14 protein-coding genes are annotated in these 26,556 nt (G+C 76.1%); 5 read left to right on the top strand and 9 right to left on the bottom strand.

Annotated features, from left to right (window positions below):
• Positions 1 to 258: 258 nt before the first annotated feature.
• Positions 259 to 1,128 carry a N5-glutamine methyltransferase family protein gene (locus ACZ47G_RS11730; RefSeq protein WP_465741448.1) on the top strand — a complete coding sequence of 290 codons (870 nt, stop codon included), beginning with the start codon at positions 259 to 261 and terminating at the stop codon, positions 1,126 to 1,128.
• A 107-nt stretch (positions 1,129 to 1,235) separates the two neighbouring features.
• On the opposite strand, the gene ACZ47G_RS11725 is transcribed toward ACZ47G_RS11730, so the two are convergent.
• The 9 genes from ACZ47G_RS11725 to ACZ47G_RS11685 all read right to left on the bottom strand — a co-directional run bounded on the left by ACZ47G_RS11725 (position 1,236) and on the right by ACZ47G_RS11685 (position 15,714).
• A complete protein-coding gene (locus ACZ47G_RS11725) occupies positions 1,236 to 2,084 on the bottom strand; it encodes an ABC transporter permease (protein WP_465741446.1) in 849 nt (282 codons plus the stop codon).
• Complete coding sequence (locus tag ACZ47G_RS11720; protein WP_465741444.1) at positions 2,081 to 3,175, bottom strand: ATP-binding cassette domain-containing protein; 1,095 nt, start codon at positions 3,173 to 3,175, stop codon at positions 2,081 to 2,083. Before ACZ47G_RS11720 ends, ACZ47G_RS11725 begins: the two co-directional genes overlap by 4 nt.
• Before the next feature lie 43 nt (positions 3,176 to 3,218).
• Positions 3,219 to 8,375, bottom strand: coding sequence for a type I polyketide synthase (locus ACZ47G_RS11715; RefSeq protein ID WP_465741442.1), 5,157 nt, complete (start codon positions 8,373 to 8,375; stop codon positions 3,219 to 3,221).
• Positions 8,376 to 8,658: 283 nt separating this feature from the next.
• Positions 8,659 to 10,815, bottom strand: a complete 2,157-nt coding sequence (pabB, locus tag ACZ47G_RS11710; RefSeq protein ID WP_465741440.1) for an aminodeoxychorismate synthase component I — start codon at positions 10,813 to 10,815, stop codon at positions 8,659 to 8,661.
• Positions 10,816 to 10,844: 29 nt separating this feature from the next.
• A complete protein-coding gene (locus ACZ47G_RS11705; protein WP_465741438.1) occupies positions 10,845 to 11,603 on the bottom strand; it encodes a thioesterase II family protein in 759 nt (252 codons plus the stop codon).
• Between the two features lie 41 nt (positions 11,604 to 11,644).
• Positions 11,645 to 11,839 carry a ferredoxin gene (locus ACZ47G_RS11700; RefSeq protein ID WP_465741436.1) on the bottom strand — a complete coding sequence of 65 codons (195 nt, stop codon included), beginning with the start codon at positions 11,837 to 11,839 and terminating at the stop codon, positions 11,645 to 11,647.
• Positions 11,840 to 11,875: 36 nt separating this feature from the next.
• Positions 11,876 to 13,153, bottom strand: coding sequence for a cytochrome P450 (locus ACZ47G_RS11695; RefSeq protein ID WP_465741434.1), 1,278 nt, complete (start codon positions 13,151 to 13,153; stop codon positions 11,876 to 11,878).
• A gap of 28 nt (positions 13,154 to 13,181) precedes the next feature.
• Positions 13,182 to 14,240: a DegT/DnrJ/EryC1/StrS family aminotransferase gene (locus ACZ47G_RS11690; RefSeq protein ID WP_465741432.1), complete on the bottom strand. Its 1,059-nt coding sequence runs from the start codon at positions 14,238 to 14,240 to the stop codon at positions 13,182 to 13,184.
• Between the two features lie 64 nt (positions 14,241 to 14,304).
• Positions 14,305 to 15,714, bottom strand: coding sequence for a glycosyltransferase (locus ACZ47G_RS11685; RefSeq protein ID WP_465741430.1), 1,410 nt, complete (start codon positions 15,712 to 15,714; stop codon positions 14,305 to 14,307).
• Between the two features lie 451 nt (positions 15,715 to 16,165).
• Here ACZ47G_RS11685 and ACZ47G_RS11680 point away from each other — a divergent pair, with 451 nt between their 5' ends.
• The 4 genes from ACZ47G_RS11680 to ACZ47G_RS11665 all read left to right on the top strand — a co-directional run bounded on the left by ACZ47G_RS11680 (position 16,166) and on the right by ACZ47G_RS11665 (position 26,473).
• Positions 16,166 to 19,057, top strand: a complete 2,892-nt coding sequence (locus ACZ47G_RS11680; protein ID WP_465741428.1) for a helix-turn-helix transcriptional regulator — start codon at positions 16,166 to 16,168, stop codon at positions 19,055 to 19,057.
• Positions 19,058 to 19,368: 311 nt separating this feature from the next.
• Positions 19,369 to 22,431: a helix-turn-helix transcriptional regulator gene (locus ACZ47G_RS11675; protein WP_465741426.1), complete on the top strand. Its 3,063-nt coding sequence runs from the start codon at positions 19,369 to 19,371 to the stop codon at positions 22,429 to 22,431.
• Between the two features lie 3 nt (positions 22,432 to 22,434).
• On the top strand, positions 22,435 to 25,428 hold the full coding sequence (locus ACZ47G_RS11670) for an ATP-binding protein (RefSeq protein ID WP_465741424.1): 2,994 nt from the start codon (positions 22,435 to 22,437) through the stop codon (positions 25,426 to 25,428).
• A gap of 394 nt (positions 25,429 to 25,822) precedes the next feature.
• Positions 25,823 to 26,473, top strand: a complete 651-nt coding sequence (locus tag ACZ47G_RS11665) for a LuxR C-terminal-related transcriptional regulator (protein WP_465741422.1) — start codon at positions 25,823 to 25,825, stop codon at positions 26,471 to 26,473.
• Positions 26,474 to 26,556 lie beyond the last annotated feature (83 nt).

Raw genomic sequence — 26,556 nt, 5'->3', positions numbered from 1 at the left:
CCCCCCCCCCCCCCCCCCCCCCCCCCCCCCCCCCCCCCCCCCCCCCCCCCCCCCCCCCCCCCCCCCCCCCCCCCCCCCCCCCCCCCCCCCCCCCCGACGCCGTGTTCCGGCCCGCGACGACCGTGCCGGTCCTCGCCGCCCGATCGTCCGACCATCCTTCCGGACAACAGTTTTGGACGCTCACCTAGACTCCTCGGCCGCACAGTTGGCGGTGGCGTGCGGCCGAGGGCGCCGCACGGTGAGGCCGGGAGGCGACGGATGGGGACGACGGTGCTCGGGGACCTGCTCGACGAGGCGGCGCTGATACTCGGGGGCGCGGTCCGGACGGACGCGCGCCAGGAGGCGGAGGAACTGGCCGCGCGGGTGCTCGGTGTGGACGCGGCCGGGCTGGATCCGCGGCGGGAGCTCGACGGTAGATCGGTACGGCGGTTGCGAGAGCTGGTGGCCAGGAGAGCCGACGGTGTCCCGCTCGGCCACCTGACCGGGAGGGCGGCGTTCGCCGGCCTGGAACTCCTGGTCGGGCCGGGGGTGTTCGTGCCGCGAGAGCACAGCGAGCTGGTGCTGACGGCCGGCCTGGAGGCCATCGCGGACACCGGGGCGCCGACGGTGGTCGACCTGTGCGCCGGCTCGGGTGCGATCGGACTGGCCCTCGCGCACGCGCGGCCGGACGCCCGGGTGCACGCGGTCGAGTTCGACCCGGTCGCCGCGGACTTCGCCCGCCGCAACGCGGCCCGTCGGGTCGCCCTGGGGGACACCGGGGTGACCGTCCACGAGGGGACGGCGGACCGCGCGGGCGCGCTCACCGGGCTGGCGGCCGGGGCCGACCTGGTGCTCGCGAACCCGCCGTTCATGCCGGACGAGGCCGATGTGCCGGACGAGTTCGGCCGCTACCAGCCCCGCCAGGCCGTGTTCGGCGGCGCCGACGGCCTGCGGGTCGTGCGGCAGGTGGTGGAGGCGGCGGCCGGCCTGCTGCGGGCGGGTGGTGCGCTGGTGGTCGAGCACGGGCATCTGCACGGCGCGACGGTGCCGGCGTTGTTGCGGGAGTCCGGCCGGTTCGCGGGGGTGGTGTGCCGCCCGGACCAGGACGGTTGGCCGCTCTACTCGTCCGCGGTCCGTACCGCAGGCTGAGCACGCCGACGGCCGGGCCCTCCCGCACCGTGCGGGAGGGCCCGGCCGTTCGTCGTCGCGCCGCCCGGTCCCGTTCGGCTCCGTGGCGCCGAGCAACCCGGCGGGGCTCAGCGCGGGGTCAGCGGCCTGCGGAAGCCCGTCACCGCCAGCCACGCGCCGACCGCCGCCACCGCGCCGCCGAGCAGGAGGGCCGGCACCGCCGTGCCCGTCCCGGGAAGCCCGAGGGCGAGGGCGCGGGTCGAGTCGATGGCGTACGTGAGCGGGTTGACGTGGGCGACGGCGGCCAGCCAGTCCGGGAGGTCGGCGGTCGGGACGTACGCGCTGGAGGCGAACATCAGCGGGAGCACGGCGATGATCGCGAGGTTCTGGATCGGCTCGGCTCGGCGCAGCCAGGCCGCCGCCGCGATGAACAGCCAGCCGAGTGCCCAGCTCATGAAGAGCGTCAGCCCGATCGAGGCGGCGACCGCGCCGGCTCCGCCGCGCGGGTGGTAGCCGAGGACGAGGGTGCCGAGCGTCAGGATGATCACGGCCTGGACGGCGGCGCGCACGAGGGTGGTGAGGCTGCGGGCGACGAGCAGCGAGCTCGGGGCGACGGGCAGGCAGCGCAGCCGGGCGACGATGCCGTTCTGGAGGTCCTCGACGAGGCCGACCCCGGACTGGACGGCGGACTGCACCGCGTTGTCGACGAGGACGGCGGGCAGGACGAAGTCCAGGTAGGTGACGTCCGGCGGGAAGTGCGGCGGCAGCCCCATCCGGCTGAACACCTGGGACAGCACCACGAGCGTGATGACGGGCTGGAGCAGGCCGAAGAGCAGCACCGCCGGGTCGGTGACCAGCGCGCGCAGGGACCGGCCGGTGAGGATGCGGACCTGGGTGAGCCGCGAGCTCCCGCGCCAGGCGGGCGCGGTGGGCGTCGAGCTGCGGGGCGGTCGGCCGGTGTCGAGCGTGGTGGTCACCGAAGGGGTCCTTCCGGGCTGACGAGGCGGTCGGCGCGGTCGTCGCTGACAAGGCGGTCGAGGCGATCGGCGCTGCCAAGGAGGTCGGGGCGGTCGAGGTGCTCGGGGCGGTGGGCCAGGGCGAGGTAGACGTCGTCCAGGCCGGGTTCGCCGAACGTGAGCTCGGCGGCCTCGATCCCGACCCCGTCCAGCGCCCGGACGACGCCGGCGATGTCGCGGGTGGCCTCGATGGGGACGACCAGGGCGGCGCCCTCACGCCCGGTGGCGGGGGCGAATCCGGCCCTGCGCAGCGCGTCGGCGGCGCGCTCGGAGTCCGCTCCCGGATCGCTTCCGGCCGGGCCGTCCAGGACGACGGTGACGGTGCGACGGCCGACCCGGGCCTTGAGTTCGGCGGGGGTGCCGTGGGCGACGACGGCTCCGCCGGAGAGCACGGTGATGGCGTCGGCGAGCCGGTCGGCCTCGTCCAGGTACTGGGTGGTGAGCAGGACGGTGGTGCCCTCGGCGACGAGGCCCTCGACGATCTCCCAGAGGCCGAGCCGGCTCACCGGGTCGAGCCCGGTGGTGGGTTCGTCGAGGAACACCACCTCGGGTCGGCCGACCAGGCCGGCGGCGAGGTCGAGGCGCCGGCGCAGGCCGCCGGAGTAGCCGCGCACGGGCCGGTCGGCGACGTGCCCGAGGTCGAACAGGTCGAGGAGCTCGTCGGCGCGGGTCCGGGCGGCGCGGCGGCCGGCGCCGAGCAGCCGGGCGAGCAGGAGGAGGTTGTCGCGCCCGCTGAGCCGTCCGTCGACGGTGGCGTACTGGCCGGTGAGGCCGATCCGGCGGCGGACCTCGGCGGGGCGGCGCCGGACGTCGAACCCGGCGACGCTGGCCCGGCCGGTGGTGGGGGCGAGGGCGGTGGTGAGGACGCCGACCAGCGTGGTCTTGCCGGCGCCGTTGTGGCCGAGCAGGGCGAGCACGCTGCCCCGGGGGACGGCGAGGCTGACCGAGTCGAGCGCGCGGACGGTGCCGAAGGTCATGCCGACGTCGACCGCCTCGATCACGAGGTCGTCGTCGGCCGTGGCGGGCGGGGGCGGGGCGGTGCGGGCGGGCATGGTCGGCTCTCCGTACGGGGGTGTCGGCGGGGCTCAGGGGCTTTCAGTCGACGGCGTCCATCAGGCGGAACAGCTCCTCGTCGGTGGCCTCGTCGAGGTCGGGCCCGGGGCCCGGGCGGGCCGGGCCGGCGGGCGCGGCGCACCGCCGGGCGAGGTCGCGCAGCCGGGTGGCGGTGGCCGGGTCCAGGGCGGTGCCGGCGGCGACCAGCACGGCGAGGCGGTCGATCAGCTCGGCGGCGGTGGGCTCCGGCCCGGTGCCCCGGTCGAGCCGGACGCCGAGGGCGCGGACGACGGCGGCCGGGGAGGGGTGGTCGAAGACGAGGGTCGCGGGGAGCGGGGTGCCGGTGACGGCGGCGATGCGTTCGCGCAGTTCGATCGCGTTGACGGAGTTGACGCCGAGGTCGGAGAACGCGTGGGTGGCGTCGAGGTCGTCGGCGCCGCGCCCGAGTACGGCGGCGGTCTCGGCGAGGACGAGCTTGAGGAGGAGGGCGTCGCGCTCCTCCGGGCCGGCGGTCGCGAACCGGTCGTCGAACAGCGGCGCGTCGGCGTGGGCCACGGGCCGGGGCAGCGGGGCGGCGGCCGCGAGCCAGTACGTCTGCCGCTGGAACGGGTACGTCGGCAGCGGCACGGGCCGGGCGCCGGGCAGGACGGCGTCCCAGTCCACCGGCACGCCGTGCAGGTGGAGCCGGCCGACGGCGGCGAGCAGGGCACGCGGTTCGTCCGTCGGGTCGGCCGAGCCGGTCGCGATGACGGCGGCGGACGCTCCGGCGCCCCCAGCGCCCCCAGCGCGCCCGGCGCCCCCAGCGCGCCCGGCGCGCCCGGCATGCCCGGTGTCCCGGGCGTCCCCGGCGGCCAGGCACTCGCCCAGCATGGGGGCGAGTGCGGCGGCGGGCCCCAGTTCGAGATAGGCGTCGACGTGCTCCGCCCGCAGCCGCGCGACGGCGTCCCGGAAGCGGACCGGTTCCCGGGCCTGTCGCACCCAGTGGCCGGGGTCGCGGGCCTGGTCGGCGGTCAGCGGGCGACCGGTGACGCCGGAGACGAGCGGCACGGCGGGTGCGGTGAACGACAACCCCTCCAGCACGCCGCGGAACTCCGCCAGCATCGGTTCCAGCAGCGGTGAGTGGAAGGCGTGCGACACGCGCAGCCGGGTCGTCCGCCGGTCGGCGAAGTGGGCCTCGATCGCCGCGACGGCTTCCTCGGTGCCCGAGACGACCACGGAGGACGGCCCGTTGACGGCCGCGAGCGAGACGAACTCGCCCAGCAGCGGCAGGACTTCGTCCTCCGTCGCCCGGACGGCGAGCATCGCGCCCCCGGCCGGGAGCGCCTGCATGAGCCGTCCCCGGGCGGCAACGAGCGTGCACGCGTCCGCCAGTGACAGCACCCCGGCGACGTGCGCGGCGGCGATCTCGCCGACCGAGTGCCCGGCCAGCAGGTCGGGCCGCACGCCCCAGGACCCCAACAGCCGGTGGAGCGCCACCTCGTGGGCGAACAGCGCGGGCTGCGCGAACTCCGTCCGGTCGAGCGGTCCGGCCGAACGGTCCCACAGGACGGAGCGCAGCGGCCGGTCCAGCAGGGGGTCCAGGAAGCCGCACACCTCGTCCAGTGCGGCCGCGAACTCCGGGAGGGCGGCGGCGAGTTCGCGCCCCATCCCGGGCCGCTGGCTGCCCTGCCCGGCGAAGACGAAGGCGAGCCGCCCGCCGTCGCGCCGACCGCTCGCCGGGGCGACCGGCGAGGGCTCCCCGGCGGCGAACCGCCGCAGCGCGTCGACGGTTCCGGTGCGGTCGGCGCCGACCAGCAGCGCCCGGTGGCCGTGCACGGCCCGGGTGGTCGCCAGCGCGTGCGCGAGGTCGGGCAGGGCGTACGAGGGGTGGGCGGCGATGTGCTCGGCCAGCCGCCCGGCCTGGGCCCGCAGGGCCGGCTCGCTGCGGGCGGAGAGCACCAGCGGCACCGGCCCGTCCACGGCGGGCTCGGAAACCCCGGGCGCCACCGACGCCTCCTGCGGCGCCTCCTCCAGCACCACGTGCGCGTTCGTCCCGCTGATCCCGAACGACGACACCCCCGCCCGCCGCGCCCGCCCGTCCTCCCGGGGCCACGGCTGCGCCTCGGTCAGCAGCCGGACGGCGCCGGAGGTCCAGTCGACCCGGGTGGTCGGCTCGGTGACGTGCAGGGTCGGCGGCAGCAGTCCGTGCCGCAGCGCCTGCACCGTCTTGATCACGCCGGCCACCCCGGCCGCCGCCTGGGCGTGCCCGATGTTCGACTTGACGGACCCCAGCCACAGCGGCCGGTCCGCCGGGCGCGCGCCGCCGTGGACGGCGAGCAGCGCCTGGGCCTCGATCGGGTCGCCCAGTGAGGTCCCGGTGCCGTGGGCCTCGACGGCGTCGACGTCACCGGGGGCGAGCCCCGCGTCGGCGAGGGCGCGGCGGATCACCCGCTGCTGCGCGGGTCCGTTGGGCGCGGTGATGCCGTTCGAGGCGCCGTCCTGGTTGACGGCCGAGCCGCGGACGACGGCCAGCACCGGGTGCCCGTTGCGCCGTGCGTCGCTCAGCCGCTCCAGCACGAGCAGGCCGGCGCCCTCCGCCCAGGCGGCGCCGTCGGCGTCGTCCGAGAACGACTTGCAGCGGCCGTCGGGGGACAGGCCGCGCAGCCGGGAGAACTCGACGAACGACCCAGGAGTGGCCATCACCGCGACACCGCCGGCCAGCGCGAGCGTGGACTCGCCGGAGCGCAGCGACCGGCAGGCGAGGTGAAGGGCGACGAGCGAGGAGGAGCACGCGGTGTCGACGGTGAGCGCCGGGCCCTCCAGGCCGAGGCAGTACGAGATCCGCCCGGCCAGCGCGCTGCCGGCGGTGCCGATCCCGAGGAGTCCCTCCAACTCGGCCGGGGCGTCCGCTCCGTAGTCGTGGTACATCGCGCCGGTGAATACGCCGGTGCGGCTGCCGCGCAGCCCGGTCGGGTCGATCCGGGCGTGTTCCAGCGCCTCCCAGGCCGTCTCCAGGAGCAGCCGCTGCTGGGGGTCGGCGGCCAGGGCCTCGCGCGGGGAGAAGCCGAAGAAGGCGGCGTCGAACCGCCCCGCGCCGTCCAGGAAGCCGCCCCGGCGGACGTAGGACGTGCCGGGGTGCTCGGGGTCGTCGTGGAACAGGCCGTCGAGGTCCCAGCCGCGGTCGGCGGGGAACGCCGAGTCGGTGTGGCCGCCGTCGGCGACGAGCGTCCACAGGTCGTCGGGGGAGGAGACGCCGCCGGGCAGGCGGCACGCCATGCCGACGATCGCGACCGGCTCGTCGGAGGCGTCGTACGGGCCCTCGTCCCGGCTCTCCGGGAGCGTGCCCGACAGCAGGGCCGCGACGGCGGCCGGGGTGGGGTGGTCGAAACCGAGGCTCACCGGCAGCGGACGGCCGGTGGCCTCCGCCAGCAGGTTGCGCAGCCGGACGGTGCGCACCGAGTCCAGCCCGTACGCGCGGAACGCCGTGTCCGCGCCGATCGGTTCGTCGTCCGGGCCGCGCTCCATGACCTCGGCCGCGCAGGAGCGCACCAGGTCCAGCGCGTCGCCGTGGTCCAGCGCGGGCCGGTGCGGGGCGACCGCCTCCGGTGTCACCAGCTCCTCCCGCGCCACCAGCTCCTCCAGCGACCGCCGGTGCAGCTTCCCGGCCGGGGTGCGCGGGAGGTCGTCGACGGTCACCAGCTCCAGCGGCACCTTGTACTCGGCGACCCCGCGCTCCCGCAGGAAGCCGGTCACCGCCCGCAGCCCGATCGCCGGGTCCGCGGCGCGGGTGAGGACGAGGCACGGGATCTCGCCGAGCCGCGCGTCCGCCCGCCCGACGACGGCGAGCGGGCCGATGCCCGGCAGCGCCGCCAGCAGGTCCTGGACCTCGGTCGCGTCGAACTTCCGGCCACCCACGTTGATCAGCTCGGCCGCGCGCCCGTGGAAGCGCAGCAGCCCGTCCGGCCCGAGACTCGCTCGGTCGCCGGTGCGCAGCCAGCCGTCCGGCGTGACGGCCGCGGCGGTGAGGTCCGGTTCGCGGTAGTAGCCGCGGAACATGCTCGGGCTGCGGTACTGGAGCTCGCCCGGCTCGCCCGGGGCGAGGTCGCGCCCGTCCTCGCCGACGACCCGCACGCGCGCCCCGCTGGTCGGCCGGCCCACGCTGCGCACGGCGGCGCCGGCCGGGTCGCTGGCGGCGGTCCGGGTGCCGGTGCCCAGTTCGGACATGCCCCAGACGACGACGAGTTCGCCGCCGAGCACCGCCCGGACGTCGGCCGCCAGCGCGGCGGGGATCGCCGCACCGGCGGTGCGCACCTCGTGCGGCCGGAAGCCGGCCGGCTGCCCGCTGCGGGCCAGGGTGGCGACGACGTCGTGGAGTTGCGCCGGGACGGCGAAGACGGCGCTCGGCGCGGTGGCGCGGGCCAGGGCGAGGAAGCGCTCCGGGTCCCAGCCGCGCAGCAGCACCTGCCGGCAGGCGCGGAACAGCGCGGTGTGCAGTGACTGGAGGCCGAACAGGTGGGTGAGCGGGCAGGCCGTCAGGATCGCGTCCGCGAAGGCCGGGCCGCCCTCCTCGGCGACGGACGCGGTGTTGGAGAGCAGCCCGTCGTGGCTGTGCAGGCAGATCTTGGGCCGGGCCGAGGTGGTGCCGGAGGACGGGATGAGGACCAGCGGGTCCTCGGGCCGGACCTCGACGGGGTGCGGCGGGTGGCCGGCCCACTCGGCGGTGAGGCGCTCCAGCGCGTGGACGCCGGTCGCGGCGGGCGCCTCGCTCCCGGCGACCAGCACCGCCCGCAGGGACGGCACCGCCGTCAGCAGGCCGGGCGCCGTGGCCGCCGCCTCCGCCGGGAGGAGCACGGCCACCGGGTCCACCCGGGCCAGCAGGGCGCGCACGTCGGCGGCGCCGTGCCCGGCGTGGACCGGCAGCAGGACGGCGCCCGCGGTGGCGACGGCGACGTGCGCCGTCTGGTACTCGGGGCAGTTGGGCAGCTGGACGGCGACGACGTCGCCGGGCGCGACGCCCAGCTCCTGGAGGGCCCGCGCCAGCGCGGCGGCGTCGTCCGCCCACTGGCGCCAGGTCAGCTTCCGCTCGCCGTCGACCAGGGCGACGGCGTCCGGTGCCCGGCGCACCGCCGCCGCGAACACGGCGGGCAGGGTGTGGCCGCCCAGCGCCCGGGGGGAGCCGGCGGCCGGATCGATCGCGTAGTCATCGCTGTGGACGGACACCTTCGCTCCTGACGGGGTCGCTGGGCGGCTGCGGCGGCCGTCCCCAGCCTGAGTTGCGGGTGGGACTCGCCCTGGCCCGGGTGGTGAGCGGGACGGGCCCGGGTGGTGAGCGGGGCAGGGCCTAGGGCGTGTCTGACAATTCGCGTCGGATCAGCGCGCGGCGTCGGGGTGCGTGCATCGCAAGGCGGAGGAGGGAGTCCATGCGGAGCATCGGCGACCGACGACAACGCGGCGAGGCGCGTGCTCCGGCGTCGCGCGCCCGGCGGGAATTGTCAGACACGCCTTAGCCCGAGACGGCGGCCGGGAGCGCCCCGGACGGACTGCGTCGGCGCGCGGTGGCCGGCGGGTTCTCCAGCGGGAGCGCGGTGTCGAGCAGCGCGAGCAGCGGGCGGGCCTTGACCACCGTCTCGTCGAACTCGCCCTCGGCGTCGGACAGCGCGATGATCGCCCCGCCGACCCCGTAGCGCAGCCGCCCGCCGCTGAGCACGGCGGTGCGGATCACGATGCTCAGGTCGGCGGCGCCGCTGAGCGAGAAGTAGCCGATCGCGCCCGAGTAGATGCCGCGCGGCCCGCCCTCCAACCGGTCGATGATCTGCATCGTGCGCAGCTTGGGGGTGCCCGTCATGGAACCGCCGGGGAACGCCGACCGGACGCCGTCGACGGCGCTGCACTCGGGGCGCAGCCGGGCCCGTACGGTGCTCACCAGCTGGTGCACGGTGGCGTACGTCTCGACGTCGAACAGCGGGTCGGCGACGACGGAGCCGGTCCGGGCACAGCGTCCGAGGTCGTGCCGCACGAGGTCGACGACCATCAGGTTCTCGGCCCGGTCCTTCTCGCTGGTGGCGAGGTCGGCGACGAGCAGGGCGTCCTCCTCGCGGGTGGCTCCGCGCGGCCGGGTGCCCTTGATGGGCTTGGACTCCATGCGGCCGTCCGGGCCGATCCGAAGGAAGCGTTCGGGGGAGGAGCTGAGCACGGCGAGGTCGCCGAAGGAGAGGAAGGCGGCGAACGGGGCCGGGCTGATCCGCCGCAGGGCGCGGTAGGCCTGCCAGGGGTCGAGGTCGGTGGGGGCGTCGATCATGTTGGTGAGGCAGACCTCGTAGGTCTCGCCGGCCGCGATCTCGTCCTGGCAGGCGTCGATGAGCTTGAGGTAGGCCTCGCGGGGGTGGCGCAGCCGCAGCCGGGCGTCCTCGCCGGGCGGGGTGTGCGCGGGCGGGTCGGTGTCCGGGGCCGGTCCGGTGAGCAGGGCGGCGGTGTCGTCCAGCCAGGCGCGTGCGCCGGCGTTCCGGCCGTCCTCGGCGAGGGCGAGCAGGTGGGCGGCGCCGGTGTGGTGGTCGACGACGACGGCGCGGTCGGCGAAGACCATGACGGCGTCCGGGTCGGGCGAGCGGTGGGCGCGCGAGCCGCCGCACTCGGCCTTGAGTTCGTAGCCGAGGCAGCCGACCCAGCCGAGCGCGAAGTCGAACGGCAGCTCGGGCACGTCGACGTCCAGCGTGCGCAGGTCGTCGTCGAGCCAGGTCAGGAACTCGCCGTCGACGACCTGCGCGGTGTCGCCGGCGGTCACCGTGACGGTGCCGCGGTGGACGTCGGCGGTGGCGACGCGGGCGAGCGGGCCGTCGGCGTTGCCCATCGCGGAGACCTGCCCGAGGCGGCCACCGGGCCGGCTGCTGTCGAGCCAGAAGGGGTGGCTGCCGCCGCGGAACACCTGGTCGAAGACGGTCTCGGCGTCCCACCCGGTCGCCACCTGCCGGGTCAGGACGGTGAGGCGCCGGGTGGCCGGCCGAGGCGTGGGCGCGGGCCCGGGAACGGGAACCGCACGGCGAGCGGTGCGGGAGCGGGGCGTGGTGGCGCGGGGCCGGCGCCCGTGCCGCTCGGTGAGGTCGCGGAAGTTGGACAGCAGCCGCCGGCCCGCCTCGGTGCCGATCGACTCGGGGTGGAACTGCACTCCCCACATGGGGAGTTCGCGGTGGCGCAGGGCCATCACCACGCCGTCGTCGGTGGCCCAGGCGATCGGTTCGAGGGCCGGCGCGAGGGAAGTGACCGCCAGCGAGTGGTAGCGGACGACCTCCAGCGGGTTCGGCAGGTGGTGGAAGAGCCCGGTGCCGGTGTGCCGGACGGCCGAGGTGCGCCCGTGCCGGGGCGTGGGTGCCCGGCCCACGGTGGCGCCGTGCGCGAGGGCGAGGCCCTGGTGGCCGAGGCAGACACCGAGCACGGGCAGTCGGCCCTCGCGGGCTATGCCGGCGCAGTGGCCGAAGTCGGCGGGGTTGTGCGGGGTGCCGGGGCCGGGGGAGAGCACGACGTTGTCGAACGCGTCGAGCAGCTCGGGCCGGAAGGCCGGGTCGTCGTTGCTGATGACCTCCGGCTCGCGGCCGTTGACCTCGGCGAGGTAGTGGAAGAGGTTGTAGGTGAAGGAGTCGTAGTTGTCGACCAGGAGTGTGCGCATCAGGGTTCCTTGTCCGGGCCGGCGGTCCGTCAGCGGAGCGCGGCGAGTTCGGCGGAGAGCTCCCGGAGCACCGCCGGCTGCTGGTCGGCGAGGAAGAAGTGGCCGCCGGGCAGGACCCGGAGCCGGAACCCGCCGGCGGTGTGGGTCTGCCAGGCGCGGGCCTCGGCGATGGTGGTGCGGGGGTCGGCGTCGCCGGTGAGGGCGACGACCGGGCAGCCGAGCACCCGGTCGGTCCCGCAGGTGTAGCGCTCGACGGCGCGGTAGTCGGCGCGGATCGCGGGCATCGCCATGCGCAGGATCTCCTCGTCCCCGAGGAGCTGGGCGTTGGTGCCGTTGAGCAGCTTGAGCTCGGCGAGGACGCCGTCGTCGTCCTGCTGGTGCACCGTCTCGGTGCGGGTGGTGGACGGCGCCCGGCGGCCGGAGGCGATGACGGCCCCGGGGGCGTGGGTGCCCTTCTGTTCCAGCCGCCACGCGGTCTCGAACGCGAGGACGGCGCCCATGCTGTGGCCGAAGTACACGGTGGGCCGGTCGTCCAGGGTGAGCAGTTCCTCGGTGATCCGGTCGGCGAGGGTCGCGATGGACTCGATGCAGGGCTCCCGTCGGCGGTCCTGCCGGCCGGGGTACTGCAGCGCGATCACCTCGGCCTCGGCGGACAGGGCGGTGGAGACGGGGAGGTAGAAGCTCGCGGAGCCGCCGGCGTGCGGGAAGCACACCAGCCGTACGGTGCGGTCCTCGCCCGGGTGGAAGCGGCGCAGCCACAGGGTGCTCGCCGTGCCGGGACTGGTCATGGGGGGTCGGTCCTCTCTTCGGGCCCCTCGCGGGGCGGGGTTCAGTCCCGGTGGACGGTGATGGCGCCGGACGGGCAGAGCGTGGCGGCGGTGTCGACCGCGTCGCGGTCCTCGGCGGCCACGGCGGGGTCCCGCAGTTCGACCACGCCGTCGTCGTCCTGGTCGAACACGGCCGGGGCGTTGAGCACGCACTGGCCCGCGCCGACGCAGCGGTCGGTGGCGACGGTGATGCGCATGAACGGATCTCCTGAAACGGTCTGGTGGACGGGGGCTTACCAGCGGACCGGAAGTGCGTGCAGGCCGCACAGCACGCCGTCGTACTTGAGCGGCAGGTCCTCGACGGGCACCGCGAGGCGCAGGCCGGGGATGCGTTCGAAGAGCCGGCGGTAGGCGATCTCCATCTCGATCCGGACCAGGTTCTGGCCCAGGCACTGGTGGACGCCGTAGCCGAACGCGACGTGGTGGCGCTCGGTGCGGGCCGGGTCGAACGCGTGCGGGCAGGAGAAGGCCTGCTCGTCGTGGTTGGCGGCGGCCACCAGCGGCACGATGCCCTCGCCGGCCCGCACCAGCTGCCCGGAGATCTCGACGTCCTCGACCGCGACCCGCAGCGAGACCAGGTCGGCCACCGAGTGGAAGCGCAGCGTCTCCTCCACCACCCGGTCGTCGCCGATCCATTCGGGGTGCCGGAGCAGGGTCACCACGCCGAGCGCGATGTTGTTGGCCGTCGTCTCGTGCCCGGCGATGAGCAGCAGCATCAGTACCCCGGACATCTCGTGGGGCTCGATCGCGCCGGTGGCCAGCAGTCGGCTGATCAGGTCGTCGCCGGGCCACTTCTGCTTGATCGCCACCAACCGGTTGATGTAGCGCAGCAGTTCGCGCGAGGCGGTGTCGCGCTGCTGGTCGGTGGAGGCCTGGATCGCGACCAGGGTGCGGGTGCGGGACTCGAAGAAGTCCCGGTCCACCGGCGGCACACCGAGCAGCGAGGAGATGACGAGCGACGGGACGGGCAGCGCGAAGTCGGCCACCAGGTCGGCCTCGTCGCCGGCCGCCAGCATCGCGTCGATGCACCGGTCGACGGTCTGCTCGACCGCGGGCCGCAGCTCCCGCACCCGCCGGACGGTGAACTCCGGGATGAGCGCCTTGCGGAAGCGGTCGTGCTCGGGCGAGTCGAGGCCGACGAACCAGCCGGGGATCTGTTCCTGGCGCGGTACGCCCATCGTCTCGCTGACGTTGGGGAAGCCGGGGTGGTCCGGGTTGGAGCTGATCTTCTTGTTGGTGAGGACCGAGCGCACGTCCTCGTGCCGGGTCACCAGCCAGACCTTGCGGCCGTTCGGCAGGTAGGACACCACCAGGCCCTGCCGGTCCCGGTAGTCCTGGTAGCGCGGTGGCGGGAAGGACTCGCCGGGCACGCGCAGGGGGAAGTCGACCACCGGCGGTTCGGCGCTCGGGCTTCCCGTCACGCCGGCGGGCGGCACGGTGTCGGGTTGCACGGTGTCGGGCGGCACGGCGTCCGGCGCCACGGTGTCGGATGGCACAGTGTCGGGCGTCATGGGTTCGGGTCTCCTCCGGCGGGCCGGATCAGGACGCGCCGTAGAACGCGCGGACCGCGCCGATCACGCGGTCCTGGTCGGCGTGGGTCAGATCGGTGTAGGTGGGCAGGTAGAGGCCGTCGGCGGCGAAGCGGGCGGCGTTGAGGCCGGGCCAGGCCGGGTCGAGGTAGCCCGGCTGACGGCTCATCGGCTGGAAGAACAGCCGGGTCTCGATCCCCTCGCCGGCGAGGAACTCGCGCAGCTCGGTGCGGCGTTCGGCCCGCACGTCGTACATCCACAGGACGTCCCGGGGCGGCATGAGGGTGATCCCGGGGACGTCCTTGAGGCCCTGGTCGTAGCGTTGCTCGAGCTCCCGCCGGGTGGCGAGGATCGCGTCGAGGCGTTCGGTCTGGGCGAGCGCGACGGCGGCCTGCATCGCCGTCATGCGGAAGTTGTAGGCGAGCTTCTTGTGGACGAAGCTGTGATCGGTGGTGAAGGCCATGGCGCGCAGGTGGTCCAGCTGGGCGGCCAGGCGGGGGTCGTCGGTGAGGCAGATGCCGCCCTCACCGGCCGTGATGATCTTGTTGGCGAACAGCGAGAAGCACGCGATGTCGCCGGTCGGGCGGACGCCGTGGGCCTCGGCCGAGTCCTCGACGACGCGCAGGTTGTACTGGTGCGCGAGGTCCATGACGGCCGCCATGTCGCAGCGCCGACCGTAGATGTGCACGGGCATGATCGCCTTCGTGCGCGGGGTGATCTTCTCCTCGATCCGCGCGACGTCGATGTTCAGGTCGTCCGCGCAGTCGACGAACACCGGTGTCGCCCCGGTGTAGGTGACCGCCCAGGCGGTCGCGATCATCGTGAACTCGGGCACGATCACCTCGTCCCCGGGGCCCACGCCGAGGGCGCGGAGCGCGAGGGTGAGCGCCGCGGTGCCGGAGGAACAGGCCACGCCGTGGGCGGAGCCGTTGTAGTCGGCGAAGGCCCGCTCGAAGCGCCGGACGTACGGGCCCTGGGAGGAGATCCAGCCGTCGCCGATCGTGCTCGTGACGTAATCCAGCTCGCGCCCGTCCAGGCTGGGCCGGGACACGGGGATGGTGAAGGGCATGAAGGGGTCCTCGGTCGGTGGGTCGGTCGAAGTGGAAGTCGACGGGGGAGTCGCCGGGGGAGGGTCAGGCGATGGCGGGCAGGGCGAGCAGGAGGTCGGCCGCGGTGCTGCGGCCGCCGGCGGCGCGCTGCAGGGCGCCGATGCGCTCGGCCCGCTCACGGAAGGAGCTGTCGCCGAGGACGCGGGTGAGCTTGTCGACGACGTCGTCCGGGTCGATGTCCTGCGGCCGGTCCAGGGTCAGGCTGATCCCGAAGTCCCGGCCGCGCACGGCCTGGTCGTAGCAGTCCACCCAGAGCGGGCGGATCACCAGCGGCTTGCCGAAGTACACGCCCTCGTGGAAGCCGTTGCCGCCGCCGTGGGTGAAGAACACCCCGACCTTGGGGTGGGCCAGCACGTCCAGTTGGGACGGCAGCCAGCTCTCGATCCGCAGGTTGCCGGGCAGTTGGTCCTGCGGCGGCAGCAGGTGCTGCTGCTCGGCCGGCAGCCGCCACAGCACCTGGTGGCGCCCCTCCAGCCGCCGGGCCACCTCGACGAGCGCGGCCACCTGGGGCCGGGTGAGCCGGGTGATGGTGCCGAAGCCCATGTAGGCCACCGAGGACTGCGCGTCGAGCCAGTCCATCACGCCGGTGTCGTCCGCGGCCCGCGTGGACTCGGGCAGCGGCGGCACCATCGCGCCGACCAGCTTGACCTTTCCCGGCATCTCGAACGGGTAGTCGAGCTCTCGCACGGAATTGCACAGCACCATTTCGGCCCGGTCGATCCGGGTCATCGGGCTGGGTTTGGGCAGCCCTAGTTCCTTACGCAGCCGGGCGTCCTCGGAAAGCACCTTCCCCATGGCCGGGTTCAGGAAGAGCGCGAGCGTGCGCAGTTTGAACAGCCGGTTGGCCAGGCGCTGGCCGAAACCCATCGGGTACGGCAGTCCGGAATGCGGGACGGGGAAATCCTTGGGAGTGTACGAGCTGCCGAACGGGCTGTGGGAGGTGAGCACATTGCTCGGCAGGAACGGCACGCTGAGTACGAACGGGATGCCCCGGGTCAGGGCCAGGTCGACGGCGAAGGAGCTGACGCAGTCGATGACCATCAGGGCCGGATTGCACTTGTCCACCACGGCCGCGAGCCGGCGGTATTTCTCGGCCTGCAGATCGGGCCGGTAGGACTGGTGGATGACGGCCCGGTGGGCGCGGAAGCGGTCCGGTTGGGTCACCTCGCGGTAGACCTCGTCGCCCCAGCTGACGGCGGACAGCTCGGAGAAGACCTCGCCGAGCGAGGCGAACTCCACCGCCGACGCGTCGGCGAGGGCCAGCACGTCGGCGCGGCGGGGCTCGTCGGTGGCGAACCAGAGGTCCGGCACGCCCCGGCGGGCCAGCTCACCGGCCAGCACCAGCAGCGGGTTGAGCAGCCCGCTCTCCGGCAGGCTGACGAACAGGATCGGACGCTGCGGGGCGTTCGTCGATCGCTCGCTGCGCTCGTTCATCGGACTCCCTCGGGGCGGGACGGTTGGGTGCACCCCACCTTGGTCTCACGCCCGGCGCCGGGAATTCCTTAGTCCTGGACGGCGCCCGCGCCTCAGTCCTGGACGGGGCCCGCCCGGTGGTCCTGGTCGGGCCCGCCGCGGACCCGGCCCGACCGGCCTGGTGCGCCCGGGTTTGGGCCACGGCCCGGCGGTAAAGACAAACCGACGGGAGGTTCGGCATTCCTCGGATGTCCGGCCGCGTGGGGCGGGGGGAGCACACCCGCGGTGGGCCCGGCACGAGGGCGTCGCGGCGGCCGGAAGTCGTTCGAGCACCTGCGGTCTTCTTGACGGGTTCCATACATATTTGATCGTATGACTGGGGTACTGTTGCGCCCGTCAACCGCAATTGGGGTGCGGTCCGGGCGGGGTGTCGAAATAGCGGAATCGTCCGCGCTTGGGGGGTGAAGGTTCCGTGCTGCCTACGGCAGGAATTACCGCTCGGGGGAACATTCTCGGTCGCGCAGGTGAACTGGCGACGCTTTCCGGACACACCGGGGCCGGCCGGCGCGGGAACGCCGGATGCGTCGTCCTGACCGGCCCGGCCGGAATCGGGAAAACCCGGCTGCTGGCGGAGCTGCGGGCCGAATCCGCACGGCACGGCGCGCTCGTCCTGCACAGCGAACGCCCCGACGGCCGGGGCTACTCGGGCCTGCGCGCCCTGTTCGCCGAGGGCGGCGCGCCATTAGGCGGCGGAGCCCCGGCCGGCGCGGCACTGGCCGCCCACCTGCCCGAGGCACCGGACACGCGACCGAACGCGCGACCGGACACGCGACCGGACACGCGCTTCGACCCCGCGGAGGCCTGCCCGGTCTTCCACGCCCTGTACCGCTCCGTGGCCCGCCTCATGACGGACCGTCCGCTCGTCCTCGCCCTCGACGACGCCGAGGCCTGCGACGAACACACCCTGCGCTGGCTGGACTTCCTGCTCCGGCGCTCCGCCGGGCTCCCGCTGCTCGTCGCCCTCGCCCGCCGCGACGGCGCCCGCCCGGCCGCCCCCGCGGCCTGGCTCGACCTCACCGCCGACCCGTTCGTCAGCACGCTGCCGCTCGCCCCGCTCGACCGCGCCGCCGTCGCCGGGCTGGTCGGCCGGTGGTCGCCCGCCCCGGTCGAGCCCGCCTTCGTCGACCGCCTCGCCGAGGTGTGCGGCGGCAACCCGCGCACCACGCTGCACGTCCTCGACGAGCTGAGCGCGCTCGGCCACGGACCGGACGGCGCCGGTGCCGACCGCGTCGCCGAACTCGGCGCCCGCACCCGCGCCCGCGCCGTGGGCGCCGCGCTCGACGCCGCACCCGCGACCGTCCGCGCCACCGCGGCCGCGGTCGCGGTCCTCGGTGCCGCCGGCACCGACCTCGTCGCCGCCCTCGCCGGTGTCCCCGGCCCCCGCGCAGACGAGACCGTGGCGATGCTCGGGGAATGCGGCGCGCTCACCGCCGACGGCGACGTCCACCCGGCCGTACGCACCGTCCTCCTCGCCTCCGGCGACGGCCACCGGAACGCCGAACTGCACGCCAGGGCCGCCCTGTTGCTCAGCGACGCGGGCCGCCCGGCCGAACAGGTCGCCCAGCACCTGATGGAGGTCCCCGGCACCCCGCAGCCGTGGATGGCCGCCGTCCTGTGCGACGCCGCCACCGCCGCCGAGCGGCGCGGCGCCTTCGGCCTGGCCGCCGGCTACCTGCGCCGCGCCCTGGACACCACCCCCGAGGACGGGCGCCTGCGCCTGCGCCTGGCCGTCGCCCTCGCCCAGACCGATCCGCTCGCCGCCGTCCCGATGTTCCGCGCCGCCCTCGCCCTCGCCGCCGACCCGGCCGACCGGGCCCGGATCGCCGTCGAGTGCGCCATGGCCTGCCTCGCCGTGCCGCTCACACCGGCCCACCGCGCCGAGCTCGCGGACGCCCTGGAACGCGCCCTCGACGGACCGGACGGCGACCGGGCCCCCCGGCTGCGCTGGCAGGTCCGCACCGCGCTGCTCGTCACCGGCCGCGGCCGGGCCTCGGCCGTCGCCACCGTCCCGGTGCCCCGCGCCACCGCGTTCACCGTGCCCCGCGACGACGCCGCCAACGTCCAGGAACAGGCCCTCGCCGCCCTGCGCGCGGCCCTCGCCGGGCATTCGCGCGAACTCGCCGTGGCGGCCGCCCGCCGGGCCGTCGCCGCCGCCGGCCCGTCCTGCCCCGGCTGGCCGCTGATCACCGCGGCGGCCGCCCTCGCCCTCGCCGACGAGACGGACGCCGCGAGCGCGGCCCTCGACCGCGCCGCCCGGGGCACCGGCCCGTGGACCCGCACCCTCGCCGGCACCGGCCGCGCCCTCGTCCTGCACCGGGCCGGGGCCATCGCCGACGCCGAGGCGACCGTCCGCGCCGCGATCGACGAGTTCGGCACGGCCGGCTCCGACGCCTGTCTGACGGCTCCCCGGGCGGTCCTCGCCGTCATCCTGGTCGACCGCGGCGAAGCCCACCGGGCGGAAGCCCTGCTCTCCGGCACCCGCCACCCAGGAGCGGGCGGCACCGGACTGGAGGAACAGCTCCACCTGCTCGCCCGCGGCCGCGCCCGCTGGGCCCTCGGCGACGCCGACGCCGCCCTGGGCCTGCTGCGCGCCTGCGGGCGGGCCCAGGACGAAGCGGGCGTCACCAACCCGGTCTTCGCCCCGTGGTGGGCCGACTCGTGCCTCGTCCTCGCCGCCGTCCGCCGCTTCACCGAAGGCCGCGCCCTCGCCGAACAGGGCGCCGAACTCGCCGCCCGGTGGGGCACCGCCCGCGCCCTCGGCCTCGCCGCCCTGGCCGACGGCGTGCTCACCCCCGGGCGGACCGGCCTGGACCGTCTCGCCGAAGCCGTCCACCTGCTCGCCGCCTCACCCGCCCGGGCCGAACACGCCCGCGCCGAGTACGGCCTCGGCCGCGCCCTGCTCCTCGGCGGCGACCCGGCCGGCGCCCGCGAACACCTGCGCGCCGCAGCCGCCCTCGCCGGCGGCTGCGGGGCCCTCGCCCTCGCCAGGGCCGCGCGTCGCCTGCTGATCACCGCGGGCGGCCGGATGCCCGAAGTCGCCGGCTGCGTCGCCGACCTGCTCACCGGCGCCGAGCTCAGGGTCGCCGGCCTCGCCGTCGACGGTGCGAGCAACCGGCAGATCGCGCGGACGCTCTTCGTCACGGTGCGCACCGTCGAGTCCCACCTGACCAGCGTCTACCGCAAGCTCGGCGTCACCCGCCGGGACGGACTCGCACCGGCCCTGGACGGCGCCCGCCGGGGGGCCGCCCGGGCCGCCGTCCGGGCCGCCGAGGAGCCGCCGCCGGCCGGCCGGCCGACCGGCTGACGACCACCATCACACCGCGCCGTTTCGGCGGACCTCACACGGCAAGGGAGCCCGAGACCCGGGTGAGCTGGATGAACGACGTTCCTGTGAGCCCGTGGGGCGAGACCTGCGACCCCACGGCGACCCCGTCAGCCGGCCGGCCGACCGGACCGGCGACCCCGGAAGGCCCCGGGCCGCAGCCCGTCCACGGCGCGCCGCCCCCGGCCCGGACCGGCCCGTGCACACGGGACGCGGCACGGCCCCCGGGGCCCGCCGCCACCACGGCACGGTGCTTCGACGACGAGTCGGCGACAGCCGGGGCCGCGCCCCCGGTGCCGGGCCGGCCGGGCTCGATCGACCCGGGGCTCGGCCCGGTGCCCGCGCCCGACGCCGAGCTAGCGCCCGGGCCCGACACCGACCTCGTGCCCGCGCTGGACACCGACCCCGCGCAGCCCGGTGCCGGTCTGCTCACCCCCGGCAGCCGGCCCGCACCCGGAGCCGCGCCCGTGGCGCCGCCGGAGGCCGGTGCGCCGCGCGCCCGGCAGCGGGCCGCCCTCGCCTCCGTGCTCGACCGAGCCGCCACCGCCATCGCCGCCGTCACCGCTACCGCTACCGCCGCCGGCACCGCTACCGGCCTCGCCCGCCCGGTCGTGCTGGCCGTCACCGGTGCGCCCGGCTACGGACAGAACGCGCTCGTCCGGTGGGGCGCCACCCGCGCCGAGCGGGCCGGGCTCCAGGTGCTGCGGGCCCGCGCCGCGCACGCCGAGCCCGGACTGGCCCTCGGGGCCGTCGCCCAATGGCTGGGCTCCCTCGACGGGCCGTTCGACCGCCCCCTCGACGGTCGCGGCGCCGGCCCCCTTGCGGGCCTCGCCGACCTGCTGCACGCCGCCAGGGCCCGGCCGACCGTCCTCGCCCTGGAGGACGCCCAGTGGCTCGACGCCCGCTCCCTGCACTGGCTGGGCGCGTTGTCCCGGCGCTGGGCCGGCGTCCCGCTCGTGCTGCTGTGCGGCGGCAGCCGCCTCGGGACGCCCGACCCCGACTGGTACGACCTGCTGGCCGGGACCTCCGACGCGGCGAGCGTGCACCGGCTCGTCCTCGGGCCGCTGGACGGCACCGACGTCGCGGGCGCCGTGCTGCGGGCCTGCGGCGGACCGGGGGAGGAGGGGTTCGTCACGGCGGCGGGCCGCATCTCGGCCGGCCACCCCGAGGTCCTCGACGACGTCCTGCGGCGGTTCGCCCGTGACGGCCACCGCCCGGTCCTCGCCCGGGTGCCCGAACTCGCCGCCCTCGGCGGCACCGTGACCGGTGACCACCTGATGCGGGCCCTGCGCGGGCAGAGCGACGAGACCGTGGCGGTGGTGCGGGCGCTGGCCGTCTGCGGCGACCTGCTCGACTTCCCGCTCACCTGCCTCCTCGCCGGCCTCGACACGCTGAACGAGACCCGGCTGCGCGCCGTCCTCGCCGAGCTGCCCGGCATCGTCACCGGCCCGGCCGCCGCACCCCTGCTCGTCCCGGCGGTGTGCTCCCGCGTCCTGGCCGCCGCGACCGCGGCCGAGCGCGCCGATCTGCACACCCGGGCGGCGGAACTGGCCCACCGGGCCGCCGCCGACGACCTCGCGGTGGCCGCCCTGCTGCTCGGCGCCGCCCCGGTCGGCCGCCCGTGGGCCGTCCGGGCCCTGCGGGTCGCCGCCGAGGCCGCCGCCCAGCGGCAGGACCAGCGGCACGCCGCCGCCCTGCTCGGCCGCGCCCTCGCCGAGCGCCCGGTGCCCGCAGAACACGCCCGGCTCACCCTCGAACTCGCCGCCACCCACCTGATCGGCGAGCCCGAGGCCGGGGACCACACCATCGACGCGATCCTCCGCCGCCCCGCCCCCGTGGCGGACGCGTGCCCGCCCCCGGGCGCCGCCCCCGCCGACGCGGTCCCGCGCCCGCCCTCCGCGACCGCCGCCGCGACCGCCGCCGCCCTGCGCGTGCGCGCCGCCGATCTCGGACTCACCGGGGGCGCCGCCACCGTCGTGCGCCGGGCCGTCGCCGAGACGCTGCCCCGGCCGGAGGAGCCGTACCACGACGAACTGCTCGCGCTCTTCTGGTGCGCCGACCCGGCCGACGACGGCCGGTCCGCCCTGCCGCTGCCCGAGCTGCCACAACTGCCGCCGGGTCCGACGGCGCCCGCGGCGGCCGCCGTCCGGGCGTGGCAGCTCGCCGTCGGCGGCCGTCGGCTGGACCTCGCCGGCGCGCTGGCCCGAACGGCCCTCGCCGCGGCCGCCGGCCCCCCGGGGGACGACGCCTGCGGCGGCCCGCTCGTCCAGCCCTGGCTCGCGGCCTGCCGAACGCTGTGCGTCGCCGACGCCAATGACGAGGCGCAGACGGGCCTGGACCGTCTGCTGAGCGGTCTGTCCGGGAACCGGCTGCGGCTGGCCGCCCCGCACGTGCTCGCGCTGCGCGCCGAAGTCAACCTGCGGCGCGGTCGTCTGGAGCCCGCCGACCGTGACGTCGCGGAGGGGGAGCGGGCCGTGCGGCTGCTCGGCCGGCCCGACTCCGTCGCGCCCTACCTGCGTGCCGTCGGGATCCTCGTCGACCTCGAAAGCGGACGCTGCGAGCGGGCCCGCGAGCGGGCGGTGGCCCCGCTGCCCGCGGGCGCCGAGGCGAGCGAGCACTGGGCGCACCTGCTGTTCGCGCGGGCCACCGTCGCGCTCGCCTCGGGCCGCCCGGCCGAGGCCGCCGAACTCCTGCGGGAGTGCGGCCGCCGCCTGCTCAGCCGGCACCGGGTCAACCCGGCACTCCTGCCGTGGCGTTCGGTCGCGGCGCTGGCCCACCACGCCCTGGGCGATCCGAACGAGGCCGTCCGGTTGAGCGAGCAGGAGCTGCGGCTCGCCCGCCGCTGGGGCGCCCCGATCGCGATCGGCTGGGCCGAGCTCAGTGCCCAGCGGGTGACGGACCGGCCGGGCCGGCTCGCCGGGATCCGTTCGGCCGCCACGGACGCGCTGCGGTGCGGCCCGGCCGGCCCGGGCTACGTGCGGGCGCTCGCCGAGCTCGCCGCCGTCGAACTCGCCGAGGGCGGCGACCGGCACACCGCCGAACGCTCCCTCGCCGAGCTCTGCGTGCTGACGGCCCGGCACCCGGCCGGCCCGATGGCCGCCCGCGCCCGCGACCTGGCCGGCAGCCTGGACCACCGTGTCGTCCAGCCCGCGGACCCGCGCTGGGAGAGCCTCACGCCCATCGAGCGGCACACCGCCGAACTGGCGGGCCGGGGTCACAGCAACCGGGACATCGCCGCGCTGCTGGCCGTCTCCAGCCGCGCGGTCGAACTCCGGCTCAAACGGGCCTACCTCAAGCTCGGCATCCACGGCCGCCCCGAACTGCGGGCACTGGTCCGTGCCATGGAAGGACACTGAACGATGCTCCACGACCGGGACACCGAACTCGCCGAGGTACGCCGGGCCCTGTGCGACGCCGCCGAGGGCCACTCGGCGCACCTGCTGCTCACCGGTCCGTTCGGCATCGGACGCTCGGCCCTCCTGCGCGCCCTCTCCGATCTCCCCGCCGTCCCCGCCCGGTCCGCACACCCCGGCCCCGCCGGTCACGTCCCCGTCCGGGTCCTGCGGGCCGACGCCGCGCCCATGGAGCAGGAGTTCGCCTTCGGCGTCGTCCGCCAGCTGTTCGACAGCCTCCTCGCCGTGCTGCCCGCCGACGCCCGGGACCGGTGGCTCGCGCGTGCCGGCGCGGCCCGCCCCGTCCTCTGCGACGCCGTCCCCGACGCCGTCCCCGCCGCCGTGGAGCCGACCGGAGCCGTCGTCGAGGACCTGCGCCGACTGCTCGTCGAACTCGGTTCCGGCACGACGCTGTTGCTCCTCGTCGACGACCTCCAGTGGGTCGACGGCCCGTCCCTGCGCTGGCTCGGGCACCTCACCGCGCGCCTCGACGGCCTGCGCGTCGTCGTGGTCTGCACCCTGCGCGACGGCGACCAGGACTCCTGGGACCCACTGGTCCGGGAGGTCGCCGACAGCGCCCGCGAACTGCGGCTCGCGCCCCTGTCAGCCACCGCCACCCGGGCCCTGATCCGCGACCGCTTCGCCGCGCCGGGCCGGACGGAGGCCGTCGGCTCGGCGGCGGTCGAGCCGGACACCGGCCACCCGGACACCGGTCACCGGGCCACGGACCGCCCGGACACCTACCACCGGGACGCGGGCGGGACGGACACCCGCAGGACGGGCGCCGACAGGCCGGAACCCGACGGCATAGCCCCCGAGTTCGCCGACGCCTGCCACCGGGCCGCCGCCGGCAACCCGCTGTTCCTGGTCACCCTGCTCGACGCCCTCGCCTCCACCGCCCGCCCGACCGCCGCCCATGCCGCGACCGCCCGCGCCCTGCGCCCCGGGCGCCTGCGCGACCGCATCGTGACCTGCCTGCGCACCCAGAGCCCGCCCGTGCGCGACCTCGCCGCCGCGATCGCCACCCTCGGCGAGCCGGGCGACACCGCGCCGGCCGGCCGCCTCGCCGGTCTGGACCCCGTCGGCTGTGCCGCCGCCCTGCGCGCCCTGCACCAGCTCGGACTGCTGCCGGACCCGCACCGCGCCGCTTTCGTGCACCCCGTCGTCCGGGACGCCGTCGAGGCCTCGATGAGCGCCGGTGAGCGCCAGCGCAGGCACGAGGGCGCCGCCGTCCTCCTGTACGACGCCGGGCGGCCGGCCGAGGAGGTCGCGGCCCAGCTCATGGCCGTCGCCGTCTCCCGGCACCCGTGGTCGGGCGCCGTCCTGCGCAGCGCCGCCGACACCGCGCTGCGCCGGGGTGAACCGGCCCTGGCCGCCCGCTACCTGCGCCGCGCCCTGCTCGACGTCTCCGACGGCGACCCCGAGCGTTCCCGGCTGCTGGTCGAACTGGCCGTCGCCGAGCGGCCGTTCGACCGGGCGGCGTGCGAGCGGCACATCGCGCAGGCGATCCCCTTGCTCGCCGGCGCCCACGAGCGCGCCGCCGCCGCGCTCCAGCTGCCCGCCAACTTCCTGCGCGTCGCGAGTCCGACGGTCGCCGCCCTGCTGCGCCGGGTCGCCTGCGAACTCGGCGATCCGGAGACCCTCGACGGCGCCGCCCGTGAGGCCGCGCTCCGTCTGGAGGCCCGGCTGCGCCACGCGGACTGCCGCGACCCCGCCCGGCTCGCCGATTCCATCGGTCGCCTCGGCGCCCTGGAGCCGATGGTGTGCTCGCGCGGCGAGCGCGAGCTGCTGGCCGTCCTGCTGCACGCGGCCACGCTCGGCGCGGGCCGGCCGGCGGCCGAACTGGCCGGGCTGGCCGAGCGGGTGCTCGAACGCGAGCCGGCCACTGTCCGCAGCCCGCACTCCGTCGTGCCACTGCTGGTGACCACGCTGGTGGGCGCGGACGCCCCGGGCGCGCTGGAGTCCTGGCTCGCGGCGGGCGAACACGGCCGGCACCCGGGCGGCGCCGCCGAGGACTCCGCGCCGGGTCACGCCGAACAGGCGCTCGTCCACCTCGCCCGCGGCAGGCTTGCCCTCGCCCGGGAGCAGGCCGAGCGTGCCCGGCTGCGAGCCGAGGCCGGCGGGCCGGAGGGCGACGGCCTGGCCACGGTGGCCCTCGCCGCGGTCGCGCTGGCGGCGCGGGACCTGCCGCTCGGCGCCGAGGTCCTGGCCGACGCGGACCGACGCTGGCCGACCGGCGCGGCCCCGGTGGCGATGCTGGGCCTGCTCCGCGCCCGCCAGCAGGCCCACTGCGGCGATCCGGCGACGGCCCTGGACACCGTCCTCGCCTGCGGACGCGAACTGGAGTCCATGGGCTGGCGCAACCCGGTGCTGTTCCCGTGGCGTCCGTGGGCGGTCGGCCTGGCCCGCCGGATCGGTGACGCCTTCGCCGCCCGCGCGCTGATCACCGAGGAGCTCGCCCGCGCCGAGGCCTGGGGCGCCCCGGTGGCGCTGGGCCGCGCCCTGCGGTTGCAGGCGGCCCTCGCGGGTGGCGGACGGGCCGTCGACCTGCTGCGCGAGTCGGTCGACGTGCTCCGCCGCTCGGCCGACGAGCTGGAACGGGCCCGTGCCCTGCGCGATCTGGGTCGCCGTCTAGGCGGCGGGGCCGAGGCCGCGGCGGTACGTCGGGAGGCGGCCCGGCTGGCCGCCGCGTGCGGCGCCGGGTGGTCGGAGGAGCGGGCCGCGGCCGCTCCCGGCCGGGCGGCCGGCGCACCGGTGGACGTGGTGCTGACCCCGTCCGAGCGCCGGGTGGCGGACCTCGTCGGGCACGGTCTGACGAACCAGGAGATCGCGGCCGAATTGCGGGTGAGTGCGCGAGCGGTCGAGAAACATTTGACGAATTCCTATCGCAAGCTCGGTATTTCCGGACGCCGGGAACTGGTGGCGGTGCTGTGCGAGGCCGAACCCGTTGTTCGCGTCTGATCCGAGAGGATGGCACCGGAAAGCCCGTTCGACCTCCCGTCGAGGAATCGAACCCATGCCCGCCGAAGCCTCACCGTACCCCGCCGAACCGGCGCTGACCTGCAAGGATGTGGACCGTACCGAACGATCAACCGAACCCTGCGACCCCACACCGAACCACCTGCCCGACGCCCACAGAATTGGACCGGACCAGCCCGGGCGCCATTGACCGGCCGGATCGGCGGTCCCTAGAGTCGAAGCAGAGTTCACCGCGAATCGGGCCGTTCGAGTCACTCCGCCTCGAAAATCACGGCCGGTATTTCCCGCGGATATCAGCACCGCACACGCGCCCTGAAGGGATCCGACTGCCGTGGTCATCTCCTCTTCCGCCCTGGCCGATACCGCTCGGACCATCGTGTGCGATCGAGAGCCAGGTCAGGACGCGGCGCCGCGCATCCGTCCCGTCACCGACCAGGCCGGTCTCAACATGGCCCAGCTCGACCGCACCCTCACCATCCGGCAGGCCAACGAGGCCTTCTTCTGGCAGTTCGGGCGCTCCTCGTCCGACCTCTGCGGCCGGACGTTCAGCGAGCTCGTCCACCCGAGCGTCCAGCAGCCGCTGCTGCGCCAGTTCTCCGGCCTCATCGAGGGCCGCCGCGACCGCTTCGCCACCGACGTCATCGCGATAGGCCCGGACGAGGAGACGTTCACCGTCCCGCTCACCGCCGTGATGGTCCGCGGCGGCCTGCCCGACGAGTCCTCGATCATGGTGATGATGCCCAACCGCGACGGCGAGGCGGCCGAGTCCGAGGTGGTCGCCGGCCGCAAGAAGCTGCTCAGCGAGATCGACGCCCGGATCCTGGAGGGCATCGCGGCCGGCGTCTCCACCGTGCCGCTCGCCGCCCGGCTTTACCTGAGCCGCCAGGGCGTCGAGTACCACGTCACCTGCCTGCTGCGGAAGCTGCGCGTCCCGAACCGGGCCGCCCTGGTCTCCCGCGCCTATTCGATGGGCGCGCTCAAGGTCGGCGTCTGGCCGCCGAAGGTCGTGGAGAGCTTCGTGAAGTAGCGCCTGCCGGGCCCGCGACGCCGGGTCGGTGGTGGGATCCGTTTCCTAAGAAGCGCTCTTAAGTCGGGTCGCGACGATGCGGG

Source organism: Kitasatospora sp. NPDC030952 (assembly GCF_055571335.1).
This window is presented reverse-complemented; position numbering and strand designations above follow the sequence as displayed.